The organism is Nocardia yunnanensis (assembly GCF_003626895.1).
Classification (GTDB): Bacteria; Actinomycetota; Actinomycetes; order Mycobacteriales; family Mycobacteriaceae; genus Nocardia; species Nocardia yunnanensis.
In genome coordinates this window covers 2,440,390-2,465,066 of record NZ_CP032568.1, presented here as the reverse complement: position 1 = coordinate 2,465,066, position 24,677 = coordinate 2,440,390, and the positions used below count along the sequence as shown (strand labels likewise).

Annotated in this window: 22 protein-coding genes; 11 read left to right on the top strand and 11 right to left on the bottom strand. The window is 68.3% G+C overall.

What is annotated here, in order from left to right; genetic code table 11:
* Window positions 1-20 precede the first annotated feature (20 nt).
* Window positions 21-698, top strand: coding sequence for an endonuclease NucS (nucS, locus tag D7D52_RS11290; protein ID WP_120736273.1), 678 nt, complete (start codon window positions 21-23; stop codon window positions 696-698).
* Between the two features lie 9 nt (window positions 699-707).
* The gene (locus tag D7D52_RS11285; RefSeq protein ID WP_120736272.1) at window positions 708-1,013 is read left to right on the top strand and encodes an ATP/GTP-binding protein; all 306 of its coding nucleotides are present in this window, start codon (window positions 708-710) and stop codon (window positions 1,011-1,013) included.
* 25 nt (window positions 1,014-1,038) lie between these two features.
* Here the strand turns inward: D7D52_RS11285 and D7D52_RS11280 are convergent, their stop codons facing one another.
* The 3 genes from D7D52_RS11280 to mce all read right to left on the bottom strand — a co-directional run bounded on the left by D7D52_RS11280 (window position 1,039) and on the right by mce (window position 3,582).
* Window positions 1,039-1,830, bottom strand: coding sequence for a hypothetical protein (locus D7D52_RS11280; RefSeq protein ID WP_162958277.1), 792 nt, complete (start codon window positions 1,828-1,830; stop codon window positions 1,039-1,041).
* Window positions 1,831-2,029: 199 nt separating this feature from the next.
* Entirely contained in the window at window positions 2,030-3,001 is a 972-nt protein-coding gene (locus tag D7D52_RS11275) for a coiled-coil domain-containing protein (protein ID WP_120736270.1), read from the bottom strand.
* An 86-nt stretch (window positions 3,002-3,087) separates the two neighbouring features.
* Window positions 3,088-3,582: a methylmalonyl-CoA epimerase gene (mce, locus tag D7D52_RS11270; protein ID WP_425464622.1), complete on the bottom strand. Its 495-nt coding sequence runs from the start codon at window positions 3,580-3,582 to the stop codon at window positions 3,088-3,090.
* 116 nt (window positions 3,583-3,698) lie between these two features.
* Here mce and D7D52_RS11265 point away from each other — a divergent pair, with 116 nt between their 5' ends.
* From D7D52_RS11265 to D7D52_RS11250, 4 genes are all read left to right on the top strand, one after another.
* Window positions 3,699-4,883 carry an acetyl-CoA C-acetyltransferase gene (locus tag D7D52_RS11265; protein WP_120736268.1) on the top strand — a complete coding sequence of 395 codons (1,185 nt, stop codon included), beginning with the start codon at window positions 3,699-3,701 and terminating at the stop codon, window positions 4,881-4,883.
* A 372-nt stretch (window positions 4,884-5,255) separates the two neighbouring features.
* A complete protein-coding gene (locus D7D52_RS11260) occupies window positions 5,256-5,627 on the top strand; it encodes a DUF3817 domain-containing protein (RefSeq protein WP_120744007.1) in 372 nt (123 codons plus the stop codon).
* A 58-nt stretch (window positions 5,628-5,685) separates the two neighbouring features.
* Entirely contained in the window at window positions 5,686-6,546 is an 861-nt protein-coding gene (locus D7D52_RS11255; protein WP_120736267.1) for a tetratricopeptide repeat protein, read from the top strand.
* Window positions 6,547-6,671: 125 nt separating this feature from the next.
* Window positions 6,672-7,292, top strand: coding sequence for a TIGR03086 family metal-binding protein (locus D7D52_RS11250; protein ID WP_120736266.1), 621 nt, complete (start codon window positions 6,672-6,674; stop codon window positions 7,290-7,292).
* 75 nt (window positions 7,293-7,367) lie between these two features.
* Here D7D52_RS11250 and D7D52_RS11245 read toward each other — a convergent pair whose 3' ends face one another.
* From D7D52_RS11245 to D7D52_RS11230, 4 genes are all read right to left on the bottom strand, one after another.
* On the bottom strand, window positions 7,368-7,586 hold the full coding sequence (locus D7D52_RS11245; protein WP_120736265.1) for a hypothetical protein: 219 nt from the start codon (window positions 7,584-7,586) through the stop codon (window positions 7,368-7,370).
* A 122-nt stretch (window positions 7,587-7,708) separates the two neighbouring features.
* Window positions 7,709-9,880 carry a 1,4-alpha-glucan branching protein GlgB gene (gene glgB / locus D7D52_RS11240; RefSeq protein ID WP_120736264.1) on the bottom strand — a complete coding sequence of 724 codons (2,172 nt, stop codon included), beginning with the start codon at window positions 9,878-9,880 and terminating at the stop codon, window positions 7,709-7,711.
* A complete protein-coding gene (locus D7D52_RS11235; RefSeq protein WP_120736263.1) occupies window positions 9,877-11,880 on the bottom strand; it encodes an alpha-1,4-glucan--maltose-1-phosphate maltosyltransferase in 2,004 nt (667 codons plus the stop codon). The genes glgB and D7D52_RS11235 overlap by 4 nt, the downstream gene beginning before the upstream one ends.
* 22 nt (window positions 11,881-11,902) lie before the next feature.
* Window positions 11,903-12,562 (bottom strand): PaaI family thioesterase, encoded by a 660-nt coding sequence (locus D7D52_RS11230; protein ID WP_120736262.1) that lies wholly within the window; start codon window positions 12,560-12,562, stop codon window positions 11,903-11,905.
* Between the two features lie 200 nt (window positions 12,563-12,762).
* On the opposite strand from D7D52_RS11230, the gene glgP reads away from it, so the two are divergent.
* Complete coding sequence (glgP, locus tag D7D52_RS11225) at window positions 12,763-15,330, top strand: alpha-glucan family phosphorylase (RefSeq protein ID WP_120736261.1); 2,568 nt, start codon at window positions 12,763-12,765, stop codon at window positions 15,328-15,330.
* A 3-nt stretch (window positions 15,331-15,333) separates the two neighbouring features.
* On the opposite strand, the gene D7D52_RS11220 is transcribed toward glgP, so the two are convergent.
* On the bottom strand, window positions 15,334-17,388 hold the full coding sequence (locus D7D52_RS11220; RefSeq protein ID WP_120736260.1) for an AMP-binding protein: 2,055 nt from the start codon (window positions 17,386-17,388) through the stop codon (window positions 15,334-15,336).
* Window positions 17,389-17,659: 271 nt separating this feature from the next.
* Between D7D52_RS11220 and D7D52_RS11215 the strand changes: the two genes are divergently transcribed.
* Entirely contained in the window at window positions 17,660-19,027 is a 1,368-nt protein-coding gene (locus D7D52_RS11215; RefSeq protein WP_120736259.1) for an NCS2 family permease, read from the top strand.
* 115 nt (window positions 19,028-19,142) lie between these two features.
* The gene (locus tag D7D52_RS11210) at window positions 19,143-19,661 is read left to right on the top strand and encodes a DoxX family protein (protein ID WP_120736258.1); all 519 of its coding nucleotides are present in this window, start codon (window positions 19,143-19,145) and stop codon (window positions 19,659-19,661) included.
* A gap of 191 nt (window positions 19,662-19,852) precedes the next feature.
* Here D7D52_RS11210 and D7D52_RS11205 read toward each other — a convergent pair whose 3' ends face one another.
* Both D7D52_RS11205 and D7D52_RS11200 read right to left on the bottom strand, forming a co-directional pair.
* A complete protein-coding gene (locus tag D7D52_RS11205; RefSeq protein ID WP_120744006.1) occupies window positions 19,853-21,904 on the bottom strand; it encodes an ATP-dependent DNA helicase in 2,052 nt (683 codons plus the stop codon).
* An 88-nt stretch (window positions 21,905-21,992) separates the two neighbouring features.
* Window positions 21,993-22,562, bottom strand: coding sequence for an isochorismatase family protein (locus tag D7D52_RS11200; RefSeq protein WP_120736257.1), 570 nt, complete (start codon window positions 22,560-22,562; stop codon window positions 21,993-21,995).
* 117 nt (window positions 22,563-22,679) lie between these two features.
* Here D7D52_RS11200 and D7D52_RS11195 point away from each other — a divergent pair, with 117 nt between their 5' ends.
* On the top strand, window positions 22,680-22,889 hold the full coding sequence (locus D7D52_RS11195; RefSeq protein WP_120736256.1) for a hypothetical protein: 210 nt from the start codon (window positions 22,680-22,682) through the stop codon (window positions 22,887-22,889).
* Here the strand turns inward: D7D52_RS11195 and D7D52_RS11190 are convergent.
* On the bottom strand, window positions 22,864-24,174 hold the full coding sequence (locus D7D52_RS11190; RefSeq protein WP_120736255.1) for a nicotinate phosphoribosyltransferase: 1,311 nt from the start codon (window positions 24,172-24,174) through the stop codon (window positions 22,864-22,866). The two genes, D7D52_RS11195 and D7D52_RS11190, sit on opposite strands and share 26 nt — an antisense overlap.
* Before the next feature lie 138 nt (window positions 24,175-24,312).
* On the opposite strand from D7D52_RS11190, the gene clpS reads away from it, so the two are divergent.
* On the top strand, window positions 24,313-24,669 hold the full coding sequence (gene clpS / locus D7D52_RS11185) for an ATP-dependent Clp protease adapter ClpS (RefSeq protein WP_120736254.1): 357 nt from the start codon (window positions 24,313-24,315) through the stop codon (window positions 24,667-24,669).
* Window positions 24,670-24,677: the final 8 nt, after the last annotated feature.

Sequence of the window (24,677 nt, the reverse complement as noted above, 5' to 3'; positions counted from 1 at the left end):
GCGACCTCTAGACTCGACCGGTGCGCCTTGTGATTGCTCGATGCCAGGTCGATTACGTTGGCCGTCTGACCGCCCACCTGCCGATGGCCCGTCGCCTGATCATGATGAAGTCCGACGGTTCGGTGCTGGTCCATTCCGACGGCGGCTCCTACAAGCCGTTGAACTGGATGAGCCCGCCGTGCTGGCTGGAGGAGCGCGAAACCGATTCCGAGACAAGCCAACTCTGGGTCGTCACCAACAAGGGCGGTGAGGAGTTGCGCATCACCGTCGAGGACATCGAGCTCGACTCCAAGCACGAACTGGGCGTGGATCCGGGTCTGGTGAAGGACGGGGTCGAGGCGCACCTGCAGGAGCTGCTGGCCGAGCATATCGAAACCCTCGGCGCCGGTTACACCTTGATCCGCCGCGAGTACATGACCGCCATCGGCCCGGTCGACATTCTGTGCCGGGACGCGGACGGCGCGACGGTGGCGGTGGAGATCAAGCGCCGCGGTGAGATCGACGGCGTCGAACAGCTCACCCGCTACCTCGAACTACTCAACCGCGACCCGCTGCTGGCCCCGGTCGCCGGCGTCTTCGCCGCCCAGCAGATCAAGCCACAGGCCAAAACGCTCGCCACCGACCGCGGCATCCGTTGCCTGACGCTGGATTACAACGCGCTGCGCGGCACCGAGTCCGACGAATTCCGCCTGTTCTAACCTCGAACCATGCCCCGCCGGAAATCTCGCTCCAAGGACGCGGCGCGATCCCACCGGGATCAGCGCCCCCTCGGCGACGTCTTCGGCCGCACCGAGCCCGGCCCCGGCACCGACGAGACCTTCATCGTCCGCACGGTCCCCGGCACCCGCGCCACCAAGTCCTACCGCTGCCCCGGCTGTGATCACGTGATCCCGCCGGGCACGCCGCATATCGTCGCCTGGGCCGCCCACGACGGCGAGGACGACCGCCGCCACTGGCACACCGGCTGCTGGAAGGGCCGCAATACCCGCACCATCACCCGCCGCTGGTCCTGAGCCGCCGGCGGGAACTCGGTGTCGCTCAGGCGATTTGCTCGAAGTGGTAGGTGATGGCCATGCGGACGTCGCGGTCGATGCGCCGGATCGAGGCGATGCGGAGTTCGGGGCCGTGATCCATGACCAGCCAGAAGGGCGCGGTGGCGTTGGTGGTGCCGAGCATGGCGTAGAAATCGTCGTCGCCGGGTCGCCACGACTTCGCGGGCAGGGTGTAGGAATTGTCGCGCAGGCGCATGTAGTCGTTGACGGCGGCGGTATTGGTGGCGCCGGCCGACTGGCGGACCACGAATTCTATTGAGGGCAGCGGGTTTCCCTCGCCGCAGGCCATCTTGTACTGGAAGAAGTAGATGTCGGAGTTCTGCAGCGGTTCACCGGCGGCGCGCTCGTTCTGCCAGGAGTAGATGCGGTTGCGCTTGGGGTCCGGGGTGTTCTCGTAATACTTGTTGGTGTTGTCGGTTCCGGTCCATCGGGAGATCAGGACGTCCTTGGAGTACGCATTGGTGGTGGGTTCGGTGGTGTATTCCTTCCAGAAGATGTTCTCCTTCTCCGCATTTCGCGCGGCGAGGGTGGCGAGCGCGGTGGTATTGCGTCGCGCCGCCTCCCGCATCTGCTGCAGCCGCGCCTTGCCGGTGGCCACACATGCCTTGTAGGTGACGCCCCACGCGTCTCCCTCGGCGAGGGCCTGCGTCGACTGGCTGAACGGGACCACGACGTCCGGGTCCGGGGCTCCGATGTCGGGAATGTCGGTGGCCATGGGCGGGGGAGCGCTCGAATCGGAGGACTTCTCGGACGAGGCGGGCTTTTCGGGGGAAGACATATCGCGAGTGTGCGCGTCCGGCCGCCGGGGGCAATGCGCTTCTCGCATTTCTGGCACTACCGCCCGACCGGTCGGCTCTCGACCGTGAACTGCCCTGCGCCACACATGATCTCACCGAGGCGGCTCGGAAATAAGGAAGGCCGCTTCCGGAGTGGAAGCGGCCTTCGAACGGATGCGGGTTGTCGCCCGGTGCGGTGAATTAGCTGGAGACGTCGGCGTTTTCGCGCTCGTCGACGATCTCGTCATCGTCGTGGGCCTCGGAGATGGCCTTGCGACCGCTCTTCTGCAGCGAGCGCTGTTCCGGTGCGCCGTCGAGGAGTTCGCTCTCGCGGTTGACGGCGGCGAGCATGGCCGGCACCGAGTCGAGCTGGCCGCGGATGCCGAGCAGCTGGGCCAGGACGCGGCCGCGCAGGACACGCATTTCCTCGGCGAGTTCCTTGGCGTGCGCGATCTTTCGATCCGCGGTGTTGGTCGCCGAGGTGATGAGGCGGTTGGCCTCGTCGGTGGCGTCCTTGATGCGCTGGGCGGCCTCGGCGCGCGAGGTGGCCTCCAGCTCCTCCATGGCGCGGGTCAGCTTGGTGCGACGCTCCGCCATGGTGACCTCGAAGTCCTGCTGCGTGGCCTTGCGCTTGGCCTCGGACTCCTTGGTGAGGCGGTCGGCCTCGGCATTGGCGGCTTCGACGATCTTGGCGGACTCGGAGCGCGCGTTGGCGAGAGTCTGCTCGAATTCGATCTCGAGCGCTTCGCGCTTCTCCTTGGTCTCGGAGAGGAGCGATTCGTACTTCCCACGCATTTCGGTCGCCTGCTGTTCGGCGATCGAGATCATCTCCGCGGCCTCGGCCTGGGCCTGCGCGCGCACCTCGGAAGCCTCGTCGGAGGCCAGGCGCAGCATGCGGGAGATGCGATCGGACATACCTTCGGCGGTGGTCGGCGGCACCGAAAGCCGGTCGACCTCCTTACGGAGCTCGTCGATCTCGTCCCGGGCGTCCTCCAGCTGGGCCGCCAGGTTGCGGGCCTGGGCTGCGGCGGCATCGCGATCGGTCGCGGTGACCCTTAGCTCGGCATCGAAACGGTCGAAGTAGTTACGCACCTCGTCACGGTCATAGCCCTTCCGCACAACGGTAAAGGGCAGTGCAACGAAGCGATTACGATCGGGCTCAGTGGACGACATGCCCCACAAACTACAGCCTGACGACCACTGATGGTGACCCGACCGCGAATGTTGTTACAGCCTCTTTAGGGCGCCGGAATCCGGTACTAGTGGGTAGTTTTCGCCGCCGGTTCGACGAGTTCCACCAGCACACCGCCAGCATCCTTGGGGTGGATGAAATTGATGCGGGAACCAGCGGTTCCGCCGCGCGGCTCGGCGTACAGCAAACGCAAGCCCCGTTCACGCAGTTGCGCGGAAACCGCCTCGACATCGGTGACCCGGTACGCGAGCTGCTGCAGGCCAGGCCCGTTTCGGTCGATGAACTTCGCGATCGTCGACTCCTCGTTCAGGGGAGCCAGCAACTGCAGAGCGACCGACCCCGCCGGGGTGCCGGGAACCGACAGCATGGCCTCGTGCACGCCCTGCGCCTCGTTGATCTCGCGATGCGTCTCGACCATCCCGAGATGGTCTCGGTACCAGGCCACCGCCGTATCGAGATCCGGCACGGCGATGCCCACATGATCGACGGCGGTGACGTATTCGGACGGAACGAATTCGGTGTTGCTCGACGGCGCCGCCGTCGTGTTCTCGGTGTTGCTCACACCACGAACGGTAGCGCGCACCCACATACCCGCGCCGAAGTGCGCCGAGTTACCGTGGAGTACTGCTCCGATGGTTGGCGGAGCGGTCACCAACCGACGTAAGCGAGGCCCCCATCGTGTCCACCACCTCCGTCATCGTCTCCGGCGCACGCACCCCGGTCGGCCGGCTGCTCGGATCGCTGAAGGATTTCAGTGGCTCCGACCTGGGCGGGATCGCCATCAAGGCGGCGCTGGAGAAGGGTGGGGTCGCGCCCGAGCAGGTCGATTACGTGATCCTGGGCCAGGTGCTCACCGCGGGCGCGGGTCAGATCCCGGCGCGGCAGGCGGCCGTCGCCGCGGGCATTCCGATGGACGTTCCGGCGCTCACCGTCAACAAGGTGTGTTTGTCCGGTATCAATGCAATTGCGCTGGCGGATCAGCTGATTCGCGCCGGCGAGTACGAGATCGTGGTGGCGGGCGGCACCGAGTCCATGTCCCAGGCCCCGCATCTGCTCGAGCGCAGCCGCGAGGGCTACAAGTACGGCGACGTGAACCTGCGCGACAGCATGGCCTACGACGGCCTCTACGACATCTTCACCGATCAGCCGATGGGCGCGCTCACCGAGCAGCGCAACGACACCGATCCGATCAGCCGCGAGGATCAGGACGCCTTCGCCGCCGCCTCGCACCAGAAGGCCGCGGCAGCCTGGAAGAACGGCGTCTTCGCCGACGAGGTCACGCCGGTGTCCATCCCGCAGCGCAAGGGTGACCCGATCGTGTTCGCCGAGGACGAGGGCATTCGCGCCGACACCACCGCCGAATCGCTGGCCAAGCTGCGCCCCGCCTTCCGCAAGGACGGCACCATTACCGCCGGGTCCGCCTCGCAGATCTCCGACGGTGCGGCCGCGGTGGTCGTCATGTCCAAGGCCAAGGCGCAGGAACTGGGCCTGAGCTGGATCGCCGAGATCGGCGCGGCCGGCGTGGTCGCGGGCCCGGACTCCACCCTCCAGGACCAGCCGGCCGACGCGATCGCCAAAGCCTGTGCCAAGGAAGGCATTTCGCCCGCCGACCTGGACCTGGTCGAGATCAACGAGGCCTTCGCCGCTGTCGGCCTCGCCTCCACCCGCAAACTCGGCATCGACCCCGAAAAGGTCAACGTCAACGGCGGCGCCATCGCCATCGGCCACCCCCTCGGCATGTCCGGCGCCCGCATCGTCCTGCACCTGGCCCTCGAACTGCAGCGCCGCGGCGGCGGCGTCGGCGCGGCCGCCCTCTGCGGCGGCGGCGGCCAGGGCGACGCCCTGATCCTCCGCGTCCAGTAAGCGGCTCCAGCCACCCCCGGAACGGCCCCGCCTCGAAAAGAGCCGGGGCCGTTCGCCTTTGGGGCGAAGAGCGGTTTTGGGGCGTCGCCCCCAAGATTCCCGCTCCTGGCGTTGAGGGCGATTGCCCCCGAATTCTGTCCCGGGGGTTTGGGCGCGAAGACCCCTGAATTCCGTCCCCGAGGGTGGGGGCGAAGGCCCTGGTCCCCTGGGGGCGAAGGCCCCGAAATCTGTCCCACCCCGGGGGCGAAGGCCCCGAATTCTGTCTCTGGGGGTTTGGGGGCGAAGCCCCCAAGAAAATCCCCCCACCCGCTGGAAGCGGGTGTGACCACCTCCACTACGGGGCGTCGTAGCCGGTCCGGCAGAATGGACCCCATGGGTGATCTGTTCGACCTCTCCACGGTCGCGAAGCGCGTGCGGTTTTTCGGCCTCCTCGAGGTGCCCTCCTGGGTGCTCCTGTTCATCGGCTCGGCGCTCAAGCGCGCGGATGCCCTCGGCATCGCCGATCAGCCGATCAAGTGGCCGGTGATGGTGTTCGGCATGCTGCACGGTGTCATCTTCCTGGCCTACGCCATCAACTGCCTGCTCGCCTCGCGTGAGTTCGAATGGCCGGGCAAGACCACGGGTCTGGCGCTGCTGTCGTCGGTGGTGCCGTTCACCTCCGTCTGGTTCGAGCGGTGGGCGATCAACTCCGGTCAGCTGGGTGAACTGAGCCAAGCCGCGACACCCGCCGCCGCCGCTTCGTGACAAACTGGATGTCGTGACTCGACCCGCACGCCGTCCTTCCGCCGCCGCAGCCGCCGCCATGTCGGGCGCGGTTGACCTGTCCGCCCTCAAGCAGCCGGCCGTCTCGGCCGCGGAGGTCCCCGGTGACCATGCCGTCACCGAGGCCAACTTCGAGGAGCGAGTGCTGCGGCGCTCCACCCAGGTGCCGGTGGTGGTGGCGCTGTACTCGCAGCGCAGCCCCGGCAGCATCGAACTGGTGAAGCTGCTCGAGAAGCTGGTCGGCCAGGGCAATGGCGACTGGGATCTCGCCACCGTCGAGGCCGAGGCGAATATGCGTATCGCGCAGGCGTTCGGCGTGCAGGGCATCCCGACCGTGGTGGCCGTGGCCGCCGGCCAGCCGCTGGCCGACTTCACCGGCAACCAGCCCGAAGAGCAGGTGACCGGGTGGATCGCCGCGGTGGTGGACGCCGTGCGCGGCAAGCTGCCCGGCGTCGGCGCGGGTGAGGCGGACGCCGAACCCGAAGCGCCGGAGGACCCGCGCTTCGTCGCCGCCGAAACCGCCTTGGAGAACGGCGATTTCGAGGGCGCCATCACCGCCTACCAGGCCATCCTGACCGCCGAGCCGACCAACGCGGAGGCCAAGGCCGCCCTGCGTCAGGTCCAATTCCTTTCCCGCGTACAGGAACTCGACCCCGCCGCCACCGCGAAGGCCGACGCCGACCCGGCCGACCTGGACGCCGCGCTCGCCGCCGCCGACCTCGACATGTTCAACCAGCAGCCCGAAGCCGCCTTCGACCGCCTGATCGCCCAGGTCAAGCGCACCGCCGGCGACGACCGCACCCGAGCCCGCACCCACCTGCTCGAACTCTTCGAACTCTTCGATCCCGCCGAACCCATCGTGGTCGCCGCCCGCCGCAAACTCGCCGCCGCCCTCTACTGACCTCTACTGATTCAAGATCAGGGAGCTCTCACTGCGGAATTCTGTCCGAATTCCCTCCGGTGAGAGCTCCCTGATCTTGTTTGTAGACCTGTTGCAGCGGACCGGCAGATAGTAGGCTGGTGCTTATGATAAGCACATATGAACAATTGCTGGGGTCGGGGCGCGCGCTGGTCGAGTTGGATGCGCGGGCGGTGCGGAAGAGCATCGAGATTGTGGAAGGGGTGGTGGCGGCGGATCTCGAGCGGGCGACGCCGTGTGCGGGGTGGGCGTTGCGAGACCTGTTGGAGCACTGCATTGTTCAGCACTATGGGTTCGCGGCGGCGGCTCGGGGGGAGGATGATCTGGCGCTGTGGAAGCCGCGGCCGTTGAGTGATGATCCGGTCGGCGAGTATCGGGCGGCGGCCGAGCAGGTGCTGGCGGCCTTCGCGGAGCCGGGGGTGCTGGAGCGGCAGTTTCCGTTGCCGGAGATTCGGAACGGGATCGTGATTCCCGCGCCGCTGGCGATCAGCTTCCACTTCATCGACTACATCGTGCACACCTGGGATATCGCGCGGGCACTGGGGCGGACCGTCGAGTTCGACGCGGATCTGCTGGCTGCCGGTCTGCCGGTGGCCGAAGCGGTGCCGGGGGGTGCGGTGCGGGAGCAGCCGGGCGCATCCTTCGCTCCCGCGGTCGACGCGGACGGGGCCACGGGTCTGGACCGGATTCTCACGGTCCTGGGTCGGTCGCCGGCCTGGCCGGAGTGATCGGGCCGGAGTGATCGGGCCGGATCGCGAAACCGCGGTTCCCCACACTCCCCGCAGGGTGGGGAACCGGTGGTGCTAGTTGGGGGCGGTTCCGGACCGGCCGCTACCGGTGGCGAGCTGGTCCAGGACCTTGATGAGCTGCGAGGAACCGGTGCCGCCGGTCGGGTCGGGCTCGCCGGGCGCGACGACCGACTGCACGTCGACGTGGTCGTCGGCGGCGGCGACACTCGCGCCGGCGGTCAGGATTCCGGCCGCGGCCGCGCCGATGAGCGCGAAGGTTCCCAATTTCTTCATACGGATTCATTCCTTCAGGTGATCAGGCAATTCGGTTGCGACGCCGCTGGTTCCAGTCGTACCCGGTTCCCGCCGGAAATGGTTGACCTTGATTTCCGTGCCCCGAGCGGTGGGGGCACGGCTCAATCGCGCACGGCGGCAGCGGTTGTCGACAACCAGAGCGCGCTGTGCGGCGCGAGGGTCAGGACCGCCGAGGCCGCGCGCCCGTGCCAGGGCACCGGCTCGGCGCAAATGCGCTCCGCCCGGTCGATGCCGCTGCCCGCGTAGCCGATCGCGTCGGTGTTCAGGACCTCATACCACGAGTCGGACGCGGGTCCGGGCAATCCGATGCGGTAGCCGTCCAGGCGCTGCCCGGAGAAGTTGTAGACGCAGGCCAGCATGGATCCGTCGGTGCCGTAGCGCAGGAACGAGAGCACATTGTTGTCGCGGTCGTCGGCGTCGATCCAGGCGTAGCCGCCCGGGGAGGTGTCCTGGCTCCACAGCGCCGGACTCGCGACGTAGAGCCGATTGAGGTCGGCGACCAGCGCTCGAATGCCTTGGTGCAGCGGGTTTTCCAGTTCGTGCCAGTCCAGGCCGCGATCGTGGTCCCATTCCCGAAACTGCCCGAACTCCTGGCCCATGAACAGCAGCTGTTTGCCCGGATGCGCCCACATATAGGCCAGCAGCGCACGCACTCCGCTCGCCTTGGTGAAGTCGTCGCCGGGCATGCGCGTCCACAGCGTGCCCTTGCCGTAGACGACCTCGTCGTGGCTGATGGGCAGCAGGTAGTTCTCGCTCCAGGCGTAGGTCAGCGAGAAGGTGGCCTCGTTGTGGTGCCAGGTCCGGTACACCGGGTCGTGGGCGAGATACCCGAGGGTGTCGTGCATCCAGCCCATGTTCCATTTCATGGTGAAGCCCAGGCCGCCGACCTCGGTGGCGCGGGTGACGCCGGGCCAGGTGGTGGACTCCTCGGCGATGGTGAGCACGCCCGGATGATGTTTGTGCACGGTCGCGTTCATCTCCTGCAGAAACGACACCGCCTCCAGATTCTCGCGCCCGCCATGGATATTGGGCTCCCAGTCAGGTCGCGAGTAGTCGAGGTAGAGCATGCTGGCGACGGCGTCCACGCGCAGCCCGTCGAGATGGAACTCCTCGAGCCAGAACAGGGCGTTGGCGACCAGGAAGTTGCGGACCTCGTGGCGGCCGAAGTTGAAAACATAGGTGCCCCAGTCGAGTTGCTCGCCGCGGCGCGGGTCGGCGTGCTCGTAGAGGGCGGTGCCGTCGAACCGGGCCAGTGCCCATTCGTCGCGGGGGAAGTGCGCGGGCACCCAGTCGAGCAGGACGCCGATTCCCTTGCGGTGCAGGTGATCCACCAGGTAGCGGAAGTCGTCGGGGGAGCCGAAGCGGGCGGTCGGCGCGTAATAGGAGGTGACCTGGTACCCCCAGGAGCCGCCGAAGGGATGCTCGGCCACCGGCAGCAGTTCGATGTGGGTGAAGCCTTGGGCGGCAACGTAATCCGCGAGCTGCTCGGCGAGCTCGCGATAACCGAGCCCGAGCCGCCACGACCCCAGATGCACCTCGTAGATGCTGATCGGCGCGCGCAGCGGATCGGTGGCGTCGCGCCGGCGCAGCCATTGCGCGTCGCCCCAGGCGAATTCGCTCGCGGTGATCACCGAGGCGGTGGCGGGCGGCGCCTCGGTGGCGAAGGCCATCGGGTCGGCGTGGTCGACGGTGCGTCCGTCCGCCCCGTGCACCCGATACTTGTACAGGGCGCCCGGGCCGAGGCCGGGGACGAACAGCTCCCACACCCCGGAATCGCCGAGTTTCCGCATGGGCGCGGTGTTTCCGCTCCAGCCGTCGAAATCGCCGATGACCGCGACACCGCGCGCATTGGGCGCCCACACCGCGAAGGCGGTCCCGTCCACGTCGCCGTCGAGGGTGGTGTAGCGGCGCGGGTGCGCGCCCAGCACCTCCCAGAGCCGTTCGTGCCGACCCTCGCCGAGCAGATGCAGATCCACCTCGCCGAGGGTGGGCAGAAAGCGGTAGCCGTCCGCGTCGACCACCGTGCGCCCGCCCGGGTAGGAGGTGACGAGGCGATAGTCCCACAGCTCCGGGTACGGCAGGACCGTCTCGAAAACCCCGTGCGCCGTGTGCTCGAGCGGATGATCGACCCCGCCGATGCGCGCCGCCACCGACTCCGCGTGCGGTCGCAGGACCCGCAGGACGGTGCCCTCCGCATGCGGATGCGCCCCCAGCACCGTGTGCGGATCGGGATGGGTGCCCGCCGCCAGCAGCAGAAGGTCGCGACGGTTCATCGGAACGATCTGCGATAGGCGAGCTCGGTGCGCGCGGCGGCCGGGACAGGCGGCAGGGTGAGAATGTGCGCGACCGCACGGGCGGGGTCCAGGCGCACGTAATTGCTTTGCCCCCAATGGTATTCCTCGCCGCTGATCTCGTCGCGCACCACCGGGCGGTCGTGCCATTCGCGGCCGAGGGCGGGCAGCTCCAGCGACACCATGCCCTGTTGCGCGCCGAACGGATCCAGGTTGACCACCACCAGCACGGCGTCCCCGGTGGTGGGGTCGAACTTCGAAAAGGCCAGCAGCGCATCGTTGTCCACGGCGTGGAAGTGGATGCAGCGCACCTGCTGCAGCGCCGGATGCGCGCGCCGGATCTCGTTGAGCCGGGTCAGCCACGGCTCCAGGGATTCCCCGCGCGCGGCCGCTTCGGCGAAATGCCGTGGGCGCAGCTGATATTTCTCCGAATCCAGGTATTCCTCGCTGCCCGGCTGCACCGCCTGATGCTCGAACAGCTCGAATCCGGAATACACACCCCAGCTCGGCCCGAGGGTGGCGGCCAGCACCGCGCGGATGGCGAACATGCCCGGGCCGCCGTGCTGCAGGCTCTCGTGCAGGATGTCGGGGGTGTTCACGAACAGATTGGCGCGCGCCTCGTCGGCCTTGGCCGCCAATTCCCTGCCGAATTCCTCGATCTCGTGTTTGTGGGTGCGCCAGGTGAAATACGTGTAGGACTGGCTGAATCCGCGCCGCGCCAATCCGTACATGCGCGCCGGGCGGGTGAAGGCCTCGGACAGGAAAATGATCTCCGGGTTCTTCCGGTGCACCTGCGCGATCAGCCACTCCCAGAAGTCGGCGGGTTTGGTGTGCGGATTGTCGACCCGGAATATGGTGACGCCCAAGCCGATCCAATGCCGCACCACCCGCAGGATCTCCGCGTAGAGGCCGTCGGGGTCGTTGTCGAAATTCAGCGGGTAGATGTCCTGGTACTTCTTCGGCGGATTTTCCGCGTAGGCGATGGTGCCGTCGGGCAGCGTGGTGAACCATTCCGGATGCGCCGTCACCCACGGGTGGTCGGGTGCGCACTGCAATGCCAGATCGAGTGCCACCTCCAGGCCCAGTTCCCGTGCGGCGCCGACGAAATCGGTGAAATCGGCCTCGGTGCCCAGCAGCGGGTGGATGGCGTCGTGGCCACCGTCGCGCGACCCGATGGCCCATGGCGAGCCCACATCCCGCGGGCCGGCGGTCAGCGAGTTGTTGGGGCCCTTGCGATTCACCTCACCGATGGGGTGGATCGGCGGCAGGTACACGACATCGAAACCCATGGCGGCGATGCGCGGGAGTTCCTTGGCGGCGGTGGCGAAGCTGCCGTGCACCGGCTTGCCGTCGGCGTCCCAGCCGCCGGTGGAGCGCGGGAAGAATTCGTACCAGGACCCGTACAGCGCCCGCTGCCGATCCACCTGCACGGTGTGCTGCGGCCCGCGAGTCACCAACTCGCGCAAGGGCGTCGCCCGCAGGATCGCGCTCACCTCGGCGCTGAACGCGGGAGCCACCCGGGCGGGCAGCTGGGCGGCGCTGCGCAGGGAGGCGGCCGCCTCCCGCAGCACCTCCCACTGTCTGCGCGGCACCGCCTGGGCGGCCCGCTCCAGCAGGCGCGCCCCGATCTCGAGGTCGTTGGCCAGGTCCCCGGCGCTCTGACCGACCGCGAGCTTGGCTTCGACGCCCGCGCGCCAGGTGGCGAGGGGATCGCTCCAGCCTTCGATGCGGAAGGTCCAGCGACCGGGCTCGCCGGGAGTGAACACGGCGTTGAAGACGTCCGGCTCGTACTCGGGGGACATGCGAATGCGCTGTGTGCGAGCCGAACCCGGGCCGCGCACCGCGAGCGTGGCGGCCACCGCCTCGTGGCCCTCGCGCCAGACCACCGCGCGCACCGGGACCACCTCGCCGACCACGGCCTTGGCCGGCCGGCCGCCGGGGATCGCGGGGGCGGTGTCATCGATGGCGATGCGGCCGGTCACGCCCTCGAACTTACCGGAGCGGCTACTGCTGGCCGGGTTTGAGGAGCACGAACAGCCCGTGGGCCTCCGCGCACAGCCGGTCGCCGTCGTGCAGGGTGGCGCGCACGAACACCTTGCGGCCCTCCTGGCGCTCGACCCAGCCGTGCACGCGCAGTTCGGTGTTCAGCGGCGTGATCGAGCGGTAGTCGACGTGCAGGAAGGCGGTGCGGGTGGCCTGCTTGGTGTAGATCGCCGCGGTCATGCCCAGCAGGTCGTCGAAGCCGAGGGCGATATGACCGCCGTGGGCGGCGCTGTTGCCGCCCAGGTGGAAGGTGCGGAAGGTGATGCGCGCCCGCACGCCCTCCGTGCTCGCGGAGTCCACCAGGAACGGCGGCAGCGTGATGTTGCCGCGCGCGGGCAGATCGTTGCGATGCCAGGACGGCGCGTTCCACTCGTCCACCACCGCCTCGTCCAGCTTGGCGTTGAGCTCCTTCAGTGTGGCGATCACCTCGAGTCCCAGCTCGTCGGACGGATCGGCGAGCCGCACCCGATCCATCAGCCCGCGCACCTGCTCGATGAGCTCCCCGTAGTGCACCCCGCCCCGGGTGTTGTCGCGGCCCAGTTCTCGGATCGGCCGAAACCCGCCCTCGTGATGCTCCTGGGTGGGCTGGTCCTCGACCGCCTCGATCTGCTGCTTGCTCATATGAAACACGTTATCGGTTGCTTGCTGAATGCTCGCCCTCGGGATGCCCTGACCAGCATTGGATGCCTGGAATGGTTCGCGGCCGTCTCGTTCTGGACTGAGCGGAGCGGGGGAGCGAAGCGGAGGAGCGGAGGGAGGGAAGAACGAGACATAGGGGCCGCGAACCCGCCCGGGGCGAAGCGGAGGGCAAAATAGGCACCGTGAAGGCTTTGCGTCGATTCACCGTTCGCGCCCACTTGCCGGAGCGGTTGTCCGCGTTGACCGAGCTGGCTACCAATCTGCGCTGGTCTTGGCATGGGCCGACGCAGGATGTTTTCGCCGAGTTGGATCCCCGATTGTGGGTTGAGGTCGGGCACGATCCGGTGCGGATGCTGGGGGACGTGCCGGCCGAGCGGCTCGACGAGTTGGCGGCGGACGCGGCGTACACGCGGCGGGTGGATGCGGCGGCGGCGGATCTGGCCGACTACTTGGCTCGGCCGCGGTGGTTTCAGAAGCAGCAGCGGGGGCCGCGGGGGATCGCGTACTTCTCGATGGAGTTCGGGGTCAGTGAAGTGCTGCCCAACTATTCGGGCGGGCTCGGGATTCTCGCGGGCGACCATCTGAAGGCGGCCTCCGATCTGGGGCTGCCGCTCATCGGCGTCGGATTGCTGTATCGCTCCGGCTATTTCCGGCAGTCGCTGACCGCCGACGGCTGGCAGGCCGAACACTATCCGGCCGTGGATCCGATGGGTCTGCCGCTGCGGCTGCTGACCGACGGCGGCGCGCCCGTGCTGATTCACGTGGCCATGCCCGAGAGCCGCGTGCTGCGGGCGCGCGTGTGGATCGCCCAGGTGGGCCGAATTCCCTTGCTGCTGCTGGATTCCGATATCGCCGAGAACGATCCGGAACTGCGCGCCGTCACCGACCGGCTCTACGGCGGCGACCAGGACCACCGCATCAAACAGGAGATCCTGGCCGGCATCGGCGGCGTGCGCGCGGTGCGCGCCTACACCCGCGCCAACGGCCTGCCCGACCCGGACGTCTTCCACATGAACGAGGGCCACGCCGGATTCCTCGGCATCGAGCGTATCCGCGAATACCTGGCCGCCGGAATGGATTTCGACACCGCGCTGACCGCGGTGCGCGCCGGAACCGTGTTCACCACCCACACCCCGGTGCCCGCCGGCATCGATCGTTTCGCGGGCGCCCTGGTGCGCCGCTACTTCGGCGGCACGCACGGTGAGCGGGAATCGCCGGTGCTGCCCGGGGTTTCGGTGGACCGCATCCTGGCCCTGGGCCGCGAGGCCGATCCCTCGGTCTTCAACATGGCCCACCTCGGCCTGCGACTCGCCCAGCGCGCCAACGGCGTTTCGCGACTGCACGGCGCGGTCAGCCGCGACATGTTCGCGCCGCTGTGGCCCGGCTTCGACGCCGCCGAGGTGCCGATCGGCTCCATCACCAACGGGGTGCACGCCCCCACCTGGGCGGCGCGCGAATGGATCGACAAGGCCCGCGAACTCATCGGCGACGAACTGGTCGAGGAGGCGCGCGGCTGGGAACGGCTCTGCGATGTGGACCTGGGCGAGCTGTGGTCCACCCGAAACACGTTGCGCGGCTTGCTGGTCGAGGAAGTCCGGCGGCGCCTGCGCGATTCCTGGCTCGAACGCGGGGCGGCGCCCGCCGAACTCGGCTGGATCGACGAGGTTTTCGACCCCCGCGTGCTGACCGTCGGCTTCGCCCGCCGCGTCCCCACCTACAAGCGCCTCACCCTGATGCTGCGCGACCCGGAACGCCTGCGCGCCCTGCTGCTCGACCCCGAGCGCCCGGTGCAGCTGGTGGTGGCCGGCAAATCCCATCCCGCCGACGACGGCGGCAAGGCCCTCATCCAGCAGATCGTGCGCTTCGCCGACGACCCGGCGGTGCGCCACCGCATCGTCTTCCTGCCCGACTACGACATGTCCATGGCCCGGTATCTGTACTGGGGTTGCGACGTCTGGCTCAACAATCCGTTGCGCCCCTTGGAAGCCTGCGGCACCTCCGGCATGAAGTCCGCCCTCAACGGCGGCCTCAATCTGTCCATCCGCGACGGCTGGTGGGACGAGATGTACGACGGCGAGAACGGCTGGGCCATCCCCACCGCCGACGGCATCCGCGACGAGCACCGCCGCGACGACCTCGAGGCCGCGGCCCTCTACGAACTGCTGGAACGCGCGGTGCTGCCGCGCTTCTACGACCGTGACCACGACGGCGTGCCGGCGCGGTGGATGGAGATGGTGCGCCACACCCTGCGCACGCTCGGCCCGAAGGTGCTGGCGTCGCGCATGGTTCGCGACTACGCCGTCGGCTACTACGCGCGCGCGGCCGCGGCCTTCGAGGCGGTGTCCGCCGACGACTTCAAGGGCGCGTGGGACCTGTCGGCCTATCGCCGCCGCGTCGAATCCGCCTGGCCCAGTGTGAAAGTGCTGCAGGTGGACAGCTCCGGGCTGCCCGACCTGCCGGTCATCGGTTCCGAACTGGCCCTGCGCGCCCGCATCGACCTCGGCGGTCTCACGCCCGCCGACGTGTCCGTGCACGCCGTGCTGGGCCGGGTGTCACCCGGCGACGACCTCACCGACGTGCACGCCATCCCCATGCGGCATCACGGAACCGATTCCGGGGCAGAGATTTTCACGGTCACCACGCCCGTCCCGATCTCCGGCGCGGTCGGCTACACCATTCGTGTCCTGCCGCACCACCCGCTGCTGGCCTCCGACGCGGAACTGGGGTTGGTGGCCACGCCCAGCCCGTGACGATCAGGTCGGGGCGATCAGGGTCCGCTTGAGGATCTTCCCGGTGGGGTTGCGCGGCAACGAATCCAGGAAGGTGACGTCGCGCGGCACCGAGAAGCGGCTCACCCGATGGCGAATGTAGTTGCGGACCATATCGGAATCCAGCCCGGAACCCGGCCGCTTCACCACGAAAGCGGCCAGGCGCTGGCCGAATTCGTGATCGGGCACCCCGATCACCGCCACCTCCGACACCTGCGGCAGATGCGAGAGCGCCTCCTCCACCGCGCGCGGGAAGACGTTCTCGCCACCGGAGATGATCATCTCGTCGTCGCGACCCGCCACGAACAGCTTGCCCGCGGCATCCAGATAGCCGACATCGCCGGTGTCGAGCATGCCGTCGGCCTCGTCGGGCGGGGTCGCGTCGGTGTAGCCGTCGAACAGCATGTGATTGCCGACGAAGATGCGCCCGGTCGCGCCCACCGGCACCGGCCGCCGATCCGGGCCCAGCACAGCGAGTTTGGTGCCCAGCGGCGGCCGCCCCGCGGTGGTCGGGGACATGCGCAGATCCGCCGAGTCGGCGATCGAGGCCCACGACACCTCGGTGGAGCCGTACACGTTGTAGAGGATGTCGCCGAAGGCGTCGAGGAACTTCTGCACCGTCGCACCCGCCAGCGGCGCACCGCAACTGGCCACGATGCGCAGGCTCGACAGGTCGTAGCGGGTGCGCACGTGGGTGGGCAGATCGAGGATGCGGTTCACCATGATCGGCACCACGATCAACGCCGTCACCCGCTGCTCGGCTATGCGGCGCAGACAGTCCTCGGCATCGAAACGGTCGCCCAGCACCACCGTCGCGCGGATGGCCGTGGAGATCTGCAGCGCGCCCAGCCCCCAGGTGTGGAACAGCGGGGCCGGGATGAACATGGTCTCGTTGGTGCCGAACGGGATTCGCGACAGCAGCGCCGCGACCGTGCCGAAACCCTTGGGGTGCGGGCGGCGCGCGCCCTTGGGCGTCCCGCTGGTTCCCGAGGTGAGCACCACCAGCCGCCCGGGCCGCGGCGGCTTGCGCGGCGGCTCCTGGCGCATGGCGATCAAATCCTCGAGCGTGGTGCGGCCCGGGTCCGGCGGGACGTCGTCACTGGTGAAGCGGGGGATGTCGATCGGCAGATAGCGCACCAGATGCTCGAACTCGCTGTCCACGAACAGCGCCGAGAGCTGATGGCGCGCCACGATCTCCTCGACCTGCCGCGCGGGCAGCCCGGTATTGAGCAGCACCGCGTCCGCACCCGATTTGCCCGCCGCCACCATGGCCTCGACCATGCCGGTGTGATTGCGGCACAGCAGCCCGATCGCGGTGCCCGGCCCGAACCCGAGCGCGGTGAACGCGCCCGCCAAAGCGCTGCTGCGGGCGTGCAATTGGTCGAAGGTGCTGGAATAGCGATCGTCGATCACGGCCGCGCGCTGCGGGGAGTGCGCGGCCGCCGCGGCATACCCGCCCGCCAGGCTGAACCCCCACTTCGCCAGTCCGCCAATCTGTTTGAGCCCGACATCGGGCCGGTAGGTGCGCACCACGCCGGAGGACACCATCCGCTTGACCACCCCGGCCTGCAGCCGCACCGGCGAATCCTCGCCGTTGACGATGAGCGAGGTCGGGGCGCCCGCGATCAGGTCGCCGACCCGTTTCAGGCCGGACTGGGCCCAGGTGACCACCGTCGAGTTCGGCAGCTGCGCCAGCACCGGATGCACCCGGCCGGCCTTGAAGAAGGTGACGTAGACGCGGGTGTGCTCGCCGTCGCCGCGCAGCCGGACTGCGGCGAAGCTGCCGTGCTCGGGGCAGTGCAGCTCGAAGCCCTCGCCGGCCTTGGTGACATGCAGTTGCACGCGCAGCAGGCCGACCTCGATGCCGTGGCCGCCGACCCGCATGTTCAAGGTGGGATGCGCGTCGACGGTGTCGAGTTGCTCGCACGCGCCGATTCCGGGAAACAGTCGAGGGTAGGTCTGCGGATCGAGCAATACGTCCCAGAGCGCTTTGCGCGGGGCCGCGAATTCCGCGACCGCGTCGATGACATCGGTTACCACTGCCGTACTACTTCTGCCTGGCCGGTTCCCCTGAAAACCCCCGGCGGATTACGTATTTGTAACGTCTCAGACAATAGGGGTCAAGACTTCGAAATTACCGGTCGGTAATCATTTGAATAGCTCATGAATTGCGCAGGTAGGCACAGTAAAAGAAGGCTGTGACGGGTGCGGTAGCTCACGATTCGCCGGGTCGGTTCATGTTCGGACATACGGAACAAGTACGGTTCCCACGGCAACCTTCGTACCTTCCTCCGACTGGAGACATCCACACATGACCACCGACGTCCGCACGCGCACCAAGGGGCGCGTCGACGCGTACTTCGGCATCAGCGAACACGGTTCCACCGTCAAACGCGAGCTCATGGCCGGAACCATCACTTTCCTCGCGATGTCCTACGTGCTCGCCGTGAACCCGCGCATCCTGGGCGACGGGCCGGCCGGCGATCTGCACGACAAGGGCATGCCCATTCAGGCGGTCTTCACCGCGACGGCCGTCGCCGCCATCTTCGGCACGCTGGTCATGGGACTGTGGGCGCGCTACCCGGTGGCGCTCGCGCCCGGCATGGGTCTCAACGCGTTCTTCGCCTACACCGTGGTCCTGCACATGGGAATCCCGTGGCAGGAAGCGCTTTCGGGGACCTTCCTGTCCGGTGTCGTGTTCTTCGTGCTGGCCGTGACCAAGGTGCGCGAGAAGATCATCGAGGCCATTCCGCTGCAGATGAAGCTGGCCGTGGGCGCGGGCATCGGCATGTTCGTGGCCTTCCTCGGACTCAAGAGCGCGGGCATCGTGGTGTCCGATCCGGCCACCCTGGTGCATCTTGGCAACTTCCACCACGGCACCACACTGCTGGCCATGTTCGGGCTCGTGGTGACGGTCGTGTTCCTGGTGCTGGGCTGGCACGGCGCGGTGCTCTACGGCATCCTCGCCACCGCGGTGGTCGGCATCGCCTGCGGGCTGGTGAAGATGCCGGATTCGGTGGCCGCGCTGCCGCACGGTCTCGACCAGACCTTCGGCCAGGCCATCGTGCATCTGCCCCACGCGTTCACCGGGCAGATGGCGATCGTGGTGCTGACCATGCTGTTCGTCGACTTCTTCGATGCCTCCGGCACCTTGATCGGCGTCGCCAAGCAGGCCGGACTGCTGACCGAATCCGGCAGGCTGGACCGGGCCGGGCAGGCGCTGGCCGCCGACTCGATCGGCACCGCCGCGGGCGCGATCATCGGCACCTCCTCGACCACCGCCTACGTCGAATCGACCGCGGGCGTGTCGGCGGGCGGGCGCACGGGGCTGACCGCGGTCGCGACCGCCGGGTGGTTCCTGATCGCCATGTTCTTCTTCCCGCTGTTCGCGGTGTTCGCCGACGTGTCGGCGGTGACCGCCCCCGCGCTCATCGTGGTCGGTGTGCTCATGGCGCGGTCGCTGGGCGAAATCGACTGGAACCGTTTGGAATTCGCGGTTCCGGCGTTCATCACGGTGGTCATGATGCCGCTGACCTATTCGATCGCCAACGGCATCGCCATGGGGCTGCTGTTCTACCCGGTGGTCATGGTGGCCAAGCGGCGGGTCCGCGAGGTGCATCCGATCATGTGGGTGCTGATGGCGGTGTTCCTGTCGTACTTCTGGTTCCTGGCCAAGTAGGCGGAATACTCGCGCGCCCGATCTCGTTGGGGAGCTGCTGTAGGCTACGAAGCGGACCATAGTCCGGTTGAAGTCGCCCCCAGTGCCGAAAGACCCGAGAGACGAGGAACCCGACATGACCGCAACCCTGACCGCCGACACCCGCGAAACCACCGCGAGCGGCGTCGCCGGAGCCGATATCGGCCTGCTCGTCGCCCGCGTGGGCTTCGGCGGTCTGTTGGCCGTGCACGGCAGCCAGAAGCTGTTCGGCTGGTTCAACGGCTACGGCCTCGATGCCACCGCACACGCGTTCCAGGGCATGGGCTACGACCCGGGCAAGTTCTTCGCGACCCTCGCGGGACTGAGCGAGCTCACCGGCGGTCTGCTGCTGGCGCTCGGGTTGCTGACGCCGCTGGGCGCGGCGATCGCCTTGGGCACCATGATCAATGCCATCAACGCCACGCGGGGCAATGGTTTCGCGATGTGGGAGCTGCCCGCGGTGTACGCCCTCGCGTCGGTGGCGTTCGCGTTCACCGGACCGGGTCGGCTGGCGCTGGATCACGGTCGCCCGTGGCAGCGGCAGGGTGTGGTGTGGGGAGCGGCCGCGGTGGCGGTGGGCGTGGTGGCCGCGCTCGTCACGCTGGCGGTGAAGTAGGCCGCGAAGTAGGTGACGGCCCAGGAAGTTTCGGGGCCCAGGAAGTTTCGGTGTCCCCGCGCCGCGTGCAGGGCTTGGCGCGGGGACTACGGACACGTCCGATGTGGGAATTGGGGGTTCATCGGAGTACCGAAAGCCAATTTACTTCCGATCGGAAGTGGGAACCACCCCTGTGACTGTTCTCACAAACGTCATTTCATTTGTGCGACACTATTTGTCAGTCTTTCGAGAGCTTTTGTCACAACTTGGGGATCGGATGTTTCCCAATAGGGCGGCAAAGATGCTCGGAGATAACCGCCGTAGCGCGCGGTGGCGAGCCGGGAATCGAGAATTGCGATAACACCGCGATCGTCCGTACTGCGCAGCAAACGCCCCGTTCCCTGCGCCAGCAGCAGTGCGGCATGATTGGCCGCCACCGACAGAAAGCCATTCCCACCACGCGATTCCACCGATCGCTGGCGTGCCACCAGCAACGGATCGTCCGGGCGCGGGAACGGAATGCGGTCCAGGATCACCAGACTCAGCGACGGCCCCGGAACATCGACGCCCTGCCACAGCGAAAGCGTCCCGAAGAGTGAGGTTTCCGGGTCGTCGGCGAATTTGCGGACCAGCGCGCCGGTCGCGTCGTCACCCTGGCACAGGATGGGGGTGTCGAGGCGTTCGCGCAGAATTTCGGTGGCCGCCTTGGCCGCTCGCATGGACGAGAACAGGCCCAGGGTGCGCCCGCCCGCGGCGCGGATCAGCCGCTCGATCTCGTCCAGGTACGCCTGCGGCAGGCCGTCGCGGCCGGGAGCGGGCAGATGCTTTGCCACATAGAGGATTCCGGACTTGGCGTGGTCGAACGGCGAGCCGACGTCCACGGAGTTCCAGCGCAGCGACTTCTCGTCCGACGGGGCCTCCGCGCCATTGGCCAGCGCCGGATCCACCTTCGACGCCGACTGCGGCGGCAGGCCCCAGGTGACGGCCAGATTGTCGAAGGAGCCGCCGATCTGCAGGGTCGCCGAGGTCAAAACCACGGTGGCCGTACCGAACAGGCGACTGCGCAGCAGACCGCCCACCGACAGCGGGGCCATGTGCAGGGCGCGGCGCGGCACCCCGCGCAGCTCCTCCGATGCCAGCCAGATGACATCGCGATGCGCGGCCGGATCGGGCTCCTCGAAGGTGGTGAGCACGCGCACCGCGGCATCGTGCACCTCCTCGACGGCGGCCAGCGCCTGATTGCGCGCGGCCGCGCCCTCCGGATCGGAGCCGGCCGAACTGCCGCCCTGGGGAGCCAGGGCGGTGCGGGCGTTCCACGCGGCATCGCGGATCAGCGCGAGCACCGGGGCCGCGCCGTCGGGCATGCGGTCCCAGCGGCCCGGATTCAGGTCGTCGAGCAGGCCGTGCCAGGCCTCGGCCGCGCTCTCCAGGCGATCGACCTCCTGCTCGTCGATCAGCTTGGCGCAGCGTTTGGCCGCGGCGCTGATGCCGCCGGTGGACAGCTCCGCGGTGGCCACGCCGGTCACCCGGTCCACCAGCTCGTGCGCCTCGTCGATGACGACCACGTCGTGTTCGGGCAGCACCTGGATGCCGCTGATGGCGTCGATGGCCAGCAGCGCGTGATTGGTGACCACCACATCGGCCGCACCGGATTCCGCGCGCGCCTTCTCCGCGAAGCAGTCCTGGCCGAACGGGCAGCGCGACTTGCCCAGGCATTCCCGTGAACTCACGCTCACCTGCCGCCAGGCCCGATCGCTCACCCCCGGCGCGAGTTCGTCGCGATCCCCGGTCTCGGTGTCGGAGACCCACTCGTGCAGCCGCTGCACCTCGCGCCCCAGCTTGGAGATGGCGAAGGCGTCGAACAACTCCGCCTCCGGCTCGTCCGGGATCGCGCTATTGATCTTGTTCAAGCACAGATAGTTGTTGCGCCCCTTGAGAATCGCGAACTGCGGCACCCGGCCCAGCGAGGGGGCCAAGGCCTCGGCGAGCCGCGGCAGATCCCGATCCACCAGCTGCCGCTGCAAGGCGATGGTCGCCGTCGACACCACCACGGTCCGCCCGGTCCGCACCGAATGCCGCAGACTCGGCACCAGATACGCGAGCGACTTCCCCGTGCCGGTCCCGGCCTGCACGGCCAGATGCTCCCCGGTATCGATGGAATGCGCGACTGCGGCCGCCATGGTCTGCTGCCCCGTGCGCTCCTTACCTCCCAACGCCTCGACAGCGGTAGCCAAGAGCTTCGGTACGGGAGGCAGTTCGGGCACGGCGGCCAGATTACTGCGCCCGCCCGACAACCCTCGCGCAAACCTCGGCGGGCCGTCCGGCAGGACCGATTTCCGCCGGTCCGGGCGCTTACCTCTCCAGCGTGCCCGCCAGTTCCACGCCGGCGGCGCGGAGTGTGGCGAGGGCCGTGGTGAGGGTGGCGGGGGAGACGGCGGCGGTGAGGCCGAGGAGGACTCGGGTATCGAAGCCCTCGGCGCGGGCGTCGAGGGCGGTGGCGCGGACGCAGTGGTCGGTGGCGATGCCGCAGACGTCGACGGCGGTGATCTGGTGGGCGCGCAGCCAGTCGCCGAGGGCGGTGGCGCCGTCGGACGCGGTGCCCTCGAAGCCCGAATAGGCGGCGGTGTAGGCGCCTTTGGAGAAGATCTCCTGGATGGGGGCGGTGTTCAGGGCGGGGTGGAAGTCCGCGCCGGGGGTGCCGACGCGGCAGTGCGGGGGCCAGGTGTCGACGTAGTCGGGGGTGGCGGAGAAGTGCGCGCCGGGATCGATGTGGAAGTCGCGGGTGGCGACGACGGCGGTGTAGTCGGAGACGCCCAGATATTCCGTGATGCGCTCGGCCACGGCCGCGCCGCCCGCCACGGCCAGCGAACCGCCCTCGCAGAAATCGTTCTGCACGTCGACGACGATCAGGGCTCGGCTCATGGGCGGACCTCCCGGGAATCGGCGGCTGAACCAGGACGGTAAGCCGCTCGTATTGCATTGTGCCGCCCGGGCCTCGACCGGTCCACGGCGAGCGGACACGAAGGGCCGGGGGACATCATGAAATCGGACACGGTCATCGGCTGGCGCCGCGCCGCGCTGATGGCATTGCAATTCTTCGTGGCATTCGAGATCGCCAGTGTGGTGGCGAATCTGGAGTGGCACGAGATCTCGTTCGAGCTCGACGAGATGATCGCCGTGCTGGCCCCCGCGGCCCTGATCGCGGCCGCGCTGTGGTGGCGGCTCAACTCACAAAAGTCGTCGGGATAGCGGGCTCGCCGGCCGACAGCTTCAATCCCTCCCAGGGCAGGCTGACCAGTCCCTTGGTCACCAGCTCCCGGCTCTGCGCCAGCGTCGGCCGGTCGGGCAGCACCTCACCCTCGCGCACCAGTGGCACCTGCAGCTCCCGGATCTCGAAACCATTGGGCTCCGGCCGCGAGCCGGCAGCGGGGTAGACGATTTCCTCCACCACCGTGCCGGTGCGGCGGGCCAGCCGGATGGCGCGTTTGGTGCCGCCGCGGGACTCCTTGTGCGAGCTGCGTTTCGCCACCGGCACGCCCTCGACCTCGACCAGTTTGTAGACCATGCCCGCGGTCGGCGCGCCGGAACCGGTGACCAGCGAGGTGCCGACGCCGTAGACGTCCACCGGTTCGGCGCGCAGCGCGGCGATGGCGTATTCGTCCAGATCCCCGGACACCACGATGCGGGTGCGCGTCGCGCCCAGGGCGTCGAGCTGATCGCGCACCTGCCGCGCCAGCACGCCCAGATCACCGGAATCGATGCGCACCCCGCCCAATTCGGGCCCGGCCACCTCGATGGCGGTGGCCACGCCGCGGGTGATGTCGAAGGTGTCCACCAGCAGCGTGGTGCCCACCCCCAGCGCCGCGATCTGGCTGCGGAAGGCCGCCGCCTCGTGCGCGCCGTCCGCGCCGCTGTGCAGCAGGGTGAAGGCGTGCGCGCTGGTGCCGGCGCTGGGCACGCCGAAGCTGCGGGCGGCCTCCAGATTGGAGGTGGCGTCGAAACCGGCCAGGTAGGCGGCGCGCGCGCTGGCGGGCGCGGCGAGCTCATGGGTTCGGCGCGAACCCATTTCGATCATGCGGCGGCCGCCCGCGGCGCTCACCATGCGGGCGGCCGCGGCGGCGATGGCGCTGTCGTGGTTGTAGATGGACAGGATGAGGGTTTCCAGCAGTACGCATTCGGCGAAGGTGCCGCGCACGGTGAGGATGGGGGAGCCGGGGAAATACAGCTCGCCCTCCGGGTAGCCGTCGATCTCGCCGCGAAAACGGTAGTCGCGCAGCCATTCCAGGGTGCGGTCGTCGAGGAATCTGGCGGCGACCTCGAGTTCGGCTGGGCCGAAACGGAATTCGCTCAGCGCGTCGAGCAATCGCCCGGTCCCTGCGACCACGCCGTACCGGCGGCCATTGGGCAATCGGCGGGCGAATACCTCGAAGGTGCAGTGCCGCTGGGCCGAATCGTCGGCCAGCGCCGCTGCCAGCATGGTGAGCTCGTACTGATCGGTCAGCAGAGCAGTACTGGTCAGTCCGTCGGCGATCATCACGAGACTCACTCTATGCACATCCCGACCGGTCGCGCCGACCCCGCGCCACGCCGGGATATCGATCTCACGGACTGGTCGGAACGGCGTGTCGCCTGGACTGTTGTTTCTGAGATGTGAGGTCGTACCCTGGTTGTTATGGGTCTGTGTAATCAGGACGATGTCCGGGTCGTCGGCGGTCCGGCCGCCGCGCACGTGACTTTGTCGGCGGCACAGGCGACACCGGAGGCCATCGAATACTCCGAAATTCTGGAGGCCGAGGATCGGCCGTGGGTGACGGTGGTGTGGGACGACCCCGTCAACCTCATGCACTACGTCACCTACATCTTCCAGAAGCTCTTCGGCTACAGCAAAGGCAAGGCAACCGAGCTGATGTTGAAGGTGCACAACGAGGGCAAGGCCGTGGTGTCCGCCGGCTCCCGCGACAAGATGGAACACGACGTCCAGCGTCTGCACGCCGCCGGGCTGTGGGCGACCATGCAGCGGGACGACTGACCGACGAC

Coding starts and splice junctions, on each gene's coding strand:
- D7D52_RS11275 (WP_120736270.1), bottom strand. CDS start 3,001: ATGTCGTCCACTGAGCCCGATCGTAATCGCTTCGTTGCACTGCCCTTT.
- D7D52_RS11200 (WP_120736257.1), bottom strand. CDS start 22,562: ATGAGCCGAGCCCTGATCGTCGTCGACGTGCAGAACGATTTCTGCGAG.
- D7D52_RS11210 (WP_120736258.1), top strand. CDS start 19,143: ATGACCGCAACCCTGACCGCCGACACCCGCGAAACCACCGCGAGCGGC.
- D7D52_RS11255 (WP_120736267.1), top strand. CDS start 5,686: ATGTCGGGCGCGGTTGACCTGTCCGCCCTCAAGCAGCCGGCCGTCTCG.
- clpS (WP_120736254.1), top strand. CDS start 24,313: ATGGGTCTGTGTAATCAGGACGATGTCCGGGTCGTCGGCGGTCCGGCC.
- D7D52_RS11190 (WP_120736255.1), bottom strand. CDS start 24,174: ATGATCGCCGACGGACTGACCAGTACTGCTCTGCTGACCGATCAGTAC.
- D7D52_RS11230 (WP_120736262.1), bottom strand. CDS start 12,562: ATGAGCAAGCAGCAGATCGAGGCGGTCGAGGACCAGCCCACCCAGGAG.
- D7D52_RS11260 (WP_120744007.1), top strand. CDS start 5,256: ATGGGTGATCTGTTCGACCTCTCCACGGTCGCGAAGCGCGTGCGGTTT.
- D7D52_RS11245 (WP_120736265.1), bottom strand. CDS start 7,586: ATGAAGAAATTGGGAACCTTCGCGCTCATCGGCGCGGCCGCGGCCGGA.
- glgB (WP_120736264.1), bottom strand. CDS start 9,880: ATGAACCGTCGCGACCTTCTGCTGCTGGCGGCGGGCACCCATCCCGAT.
- D7D52_RS11280 (WP_162958277.1), bottom strand. CDS start 1,830: ATGTCTTCCCCCGAAAAGCCCGCCTCGTCCGAGAAGTCCTCCGATTCG.
- D7D52_RS11215 (WP_120736259.1), top strand. CDS start 17,660: ATGACCACCGACGTCCGCACGCGCACCAAGGGGCGCGTCGACGCGTAC.
- D7D52_RS11250 (WP_120736266.1), top strand. CDS start 6,672: ATGATAAGCACATATGAACAATTGCTGGGGTCGGGGCGCGCGCTGGTC.
- D7D52_RS11195 (WP_120736256.1), top strand. CDS start 22,680: ATGAAATCGGACACGGTCATCGGCTGGCGCCGCGCCGCGCTGATGGCA.
- D7D52_RS11285 (WP_120736272.1), top strand. CDS start 708: ATGCCCCGCCGGAAATCTCGCTCCAAGGACGCGGCGCGATCCCACCGG.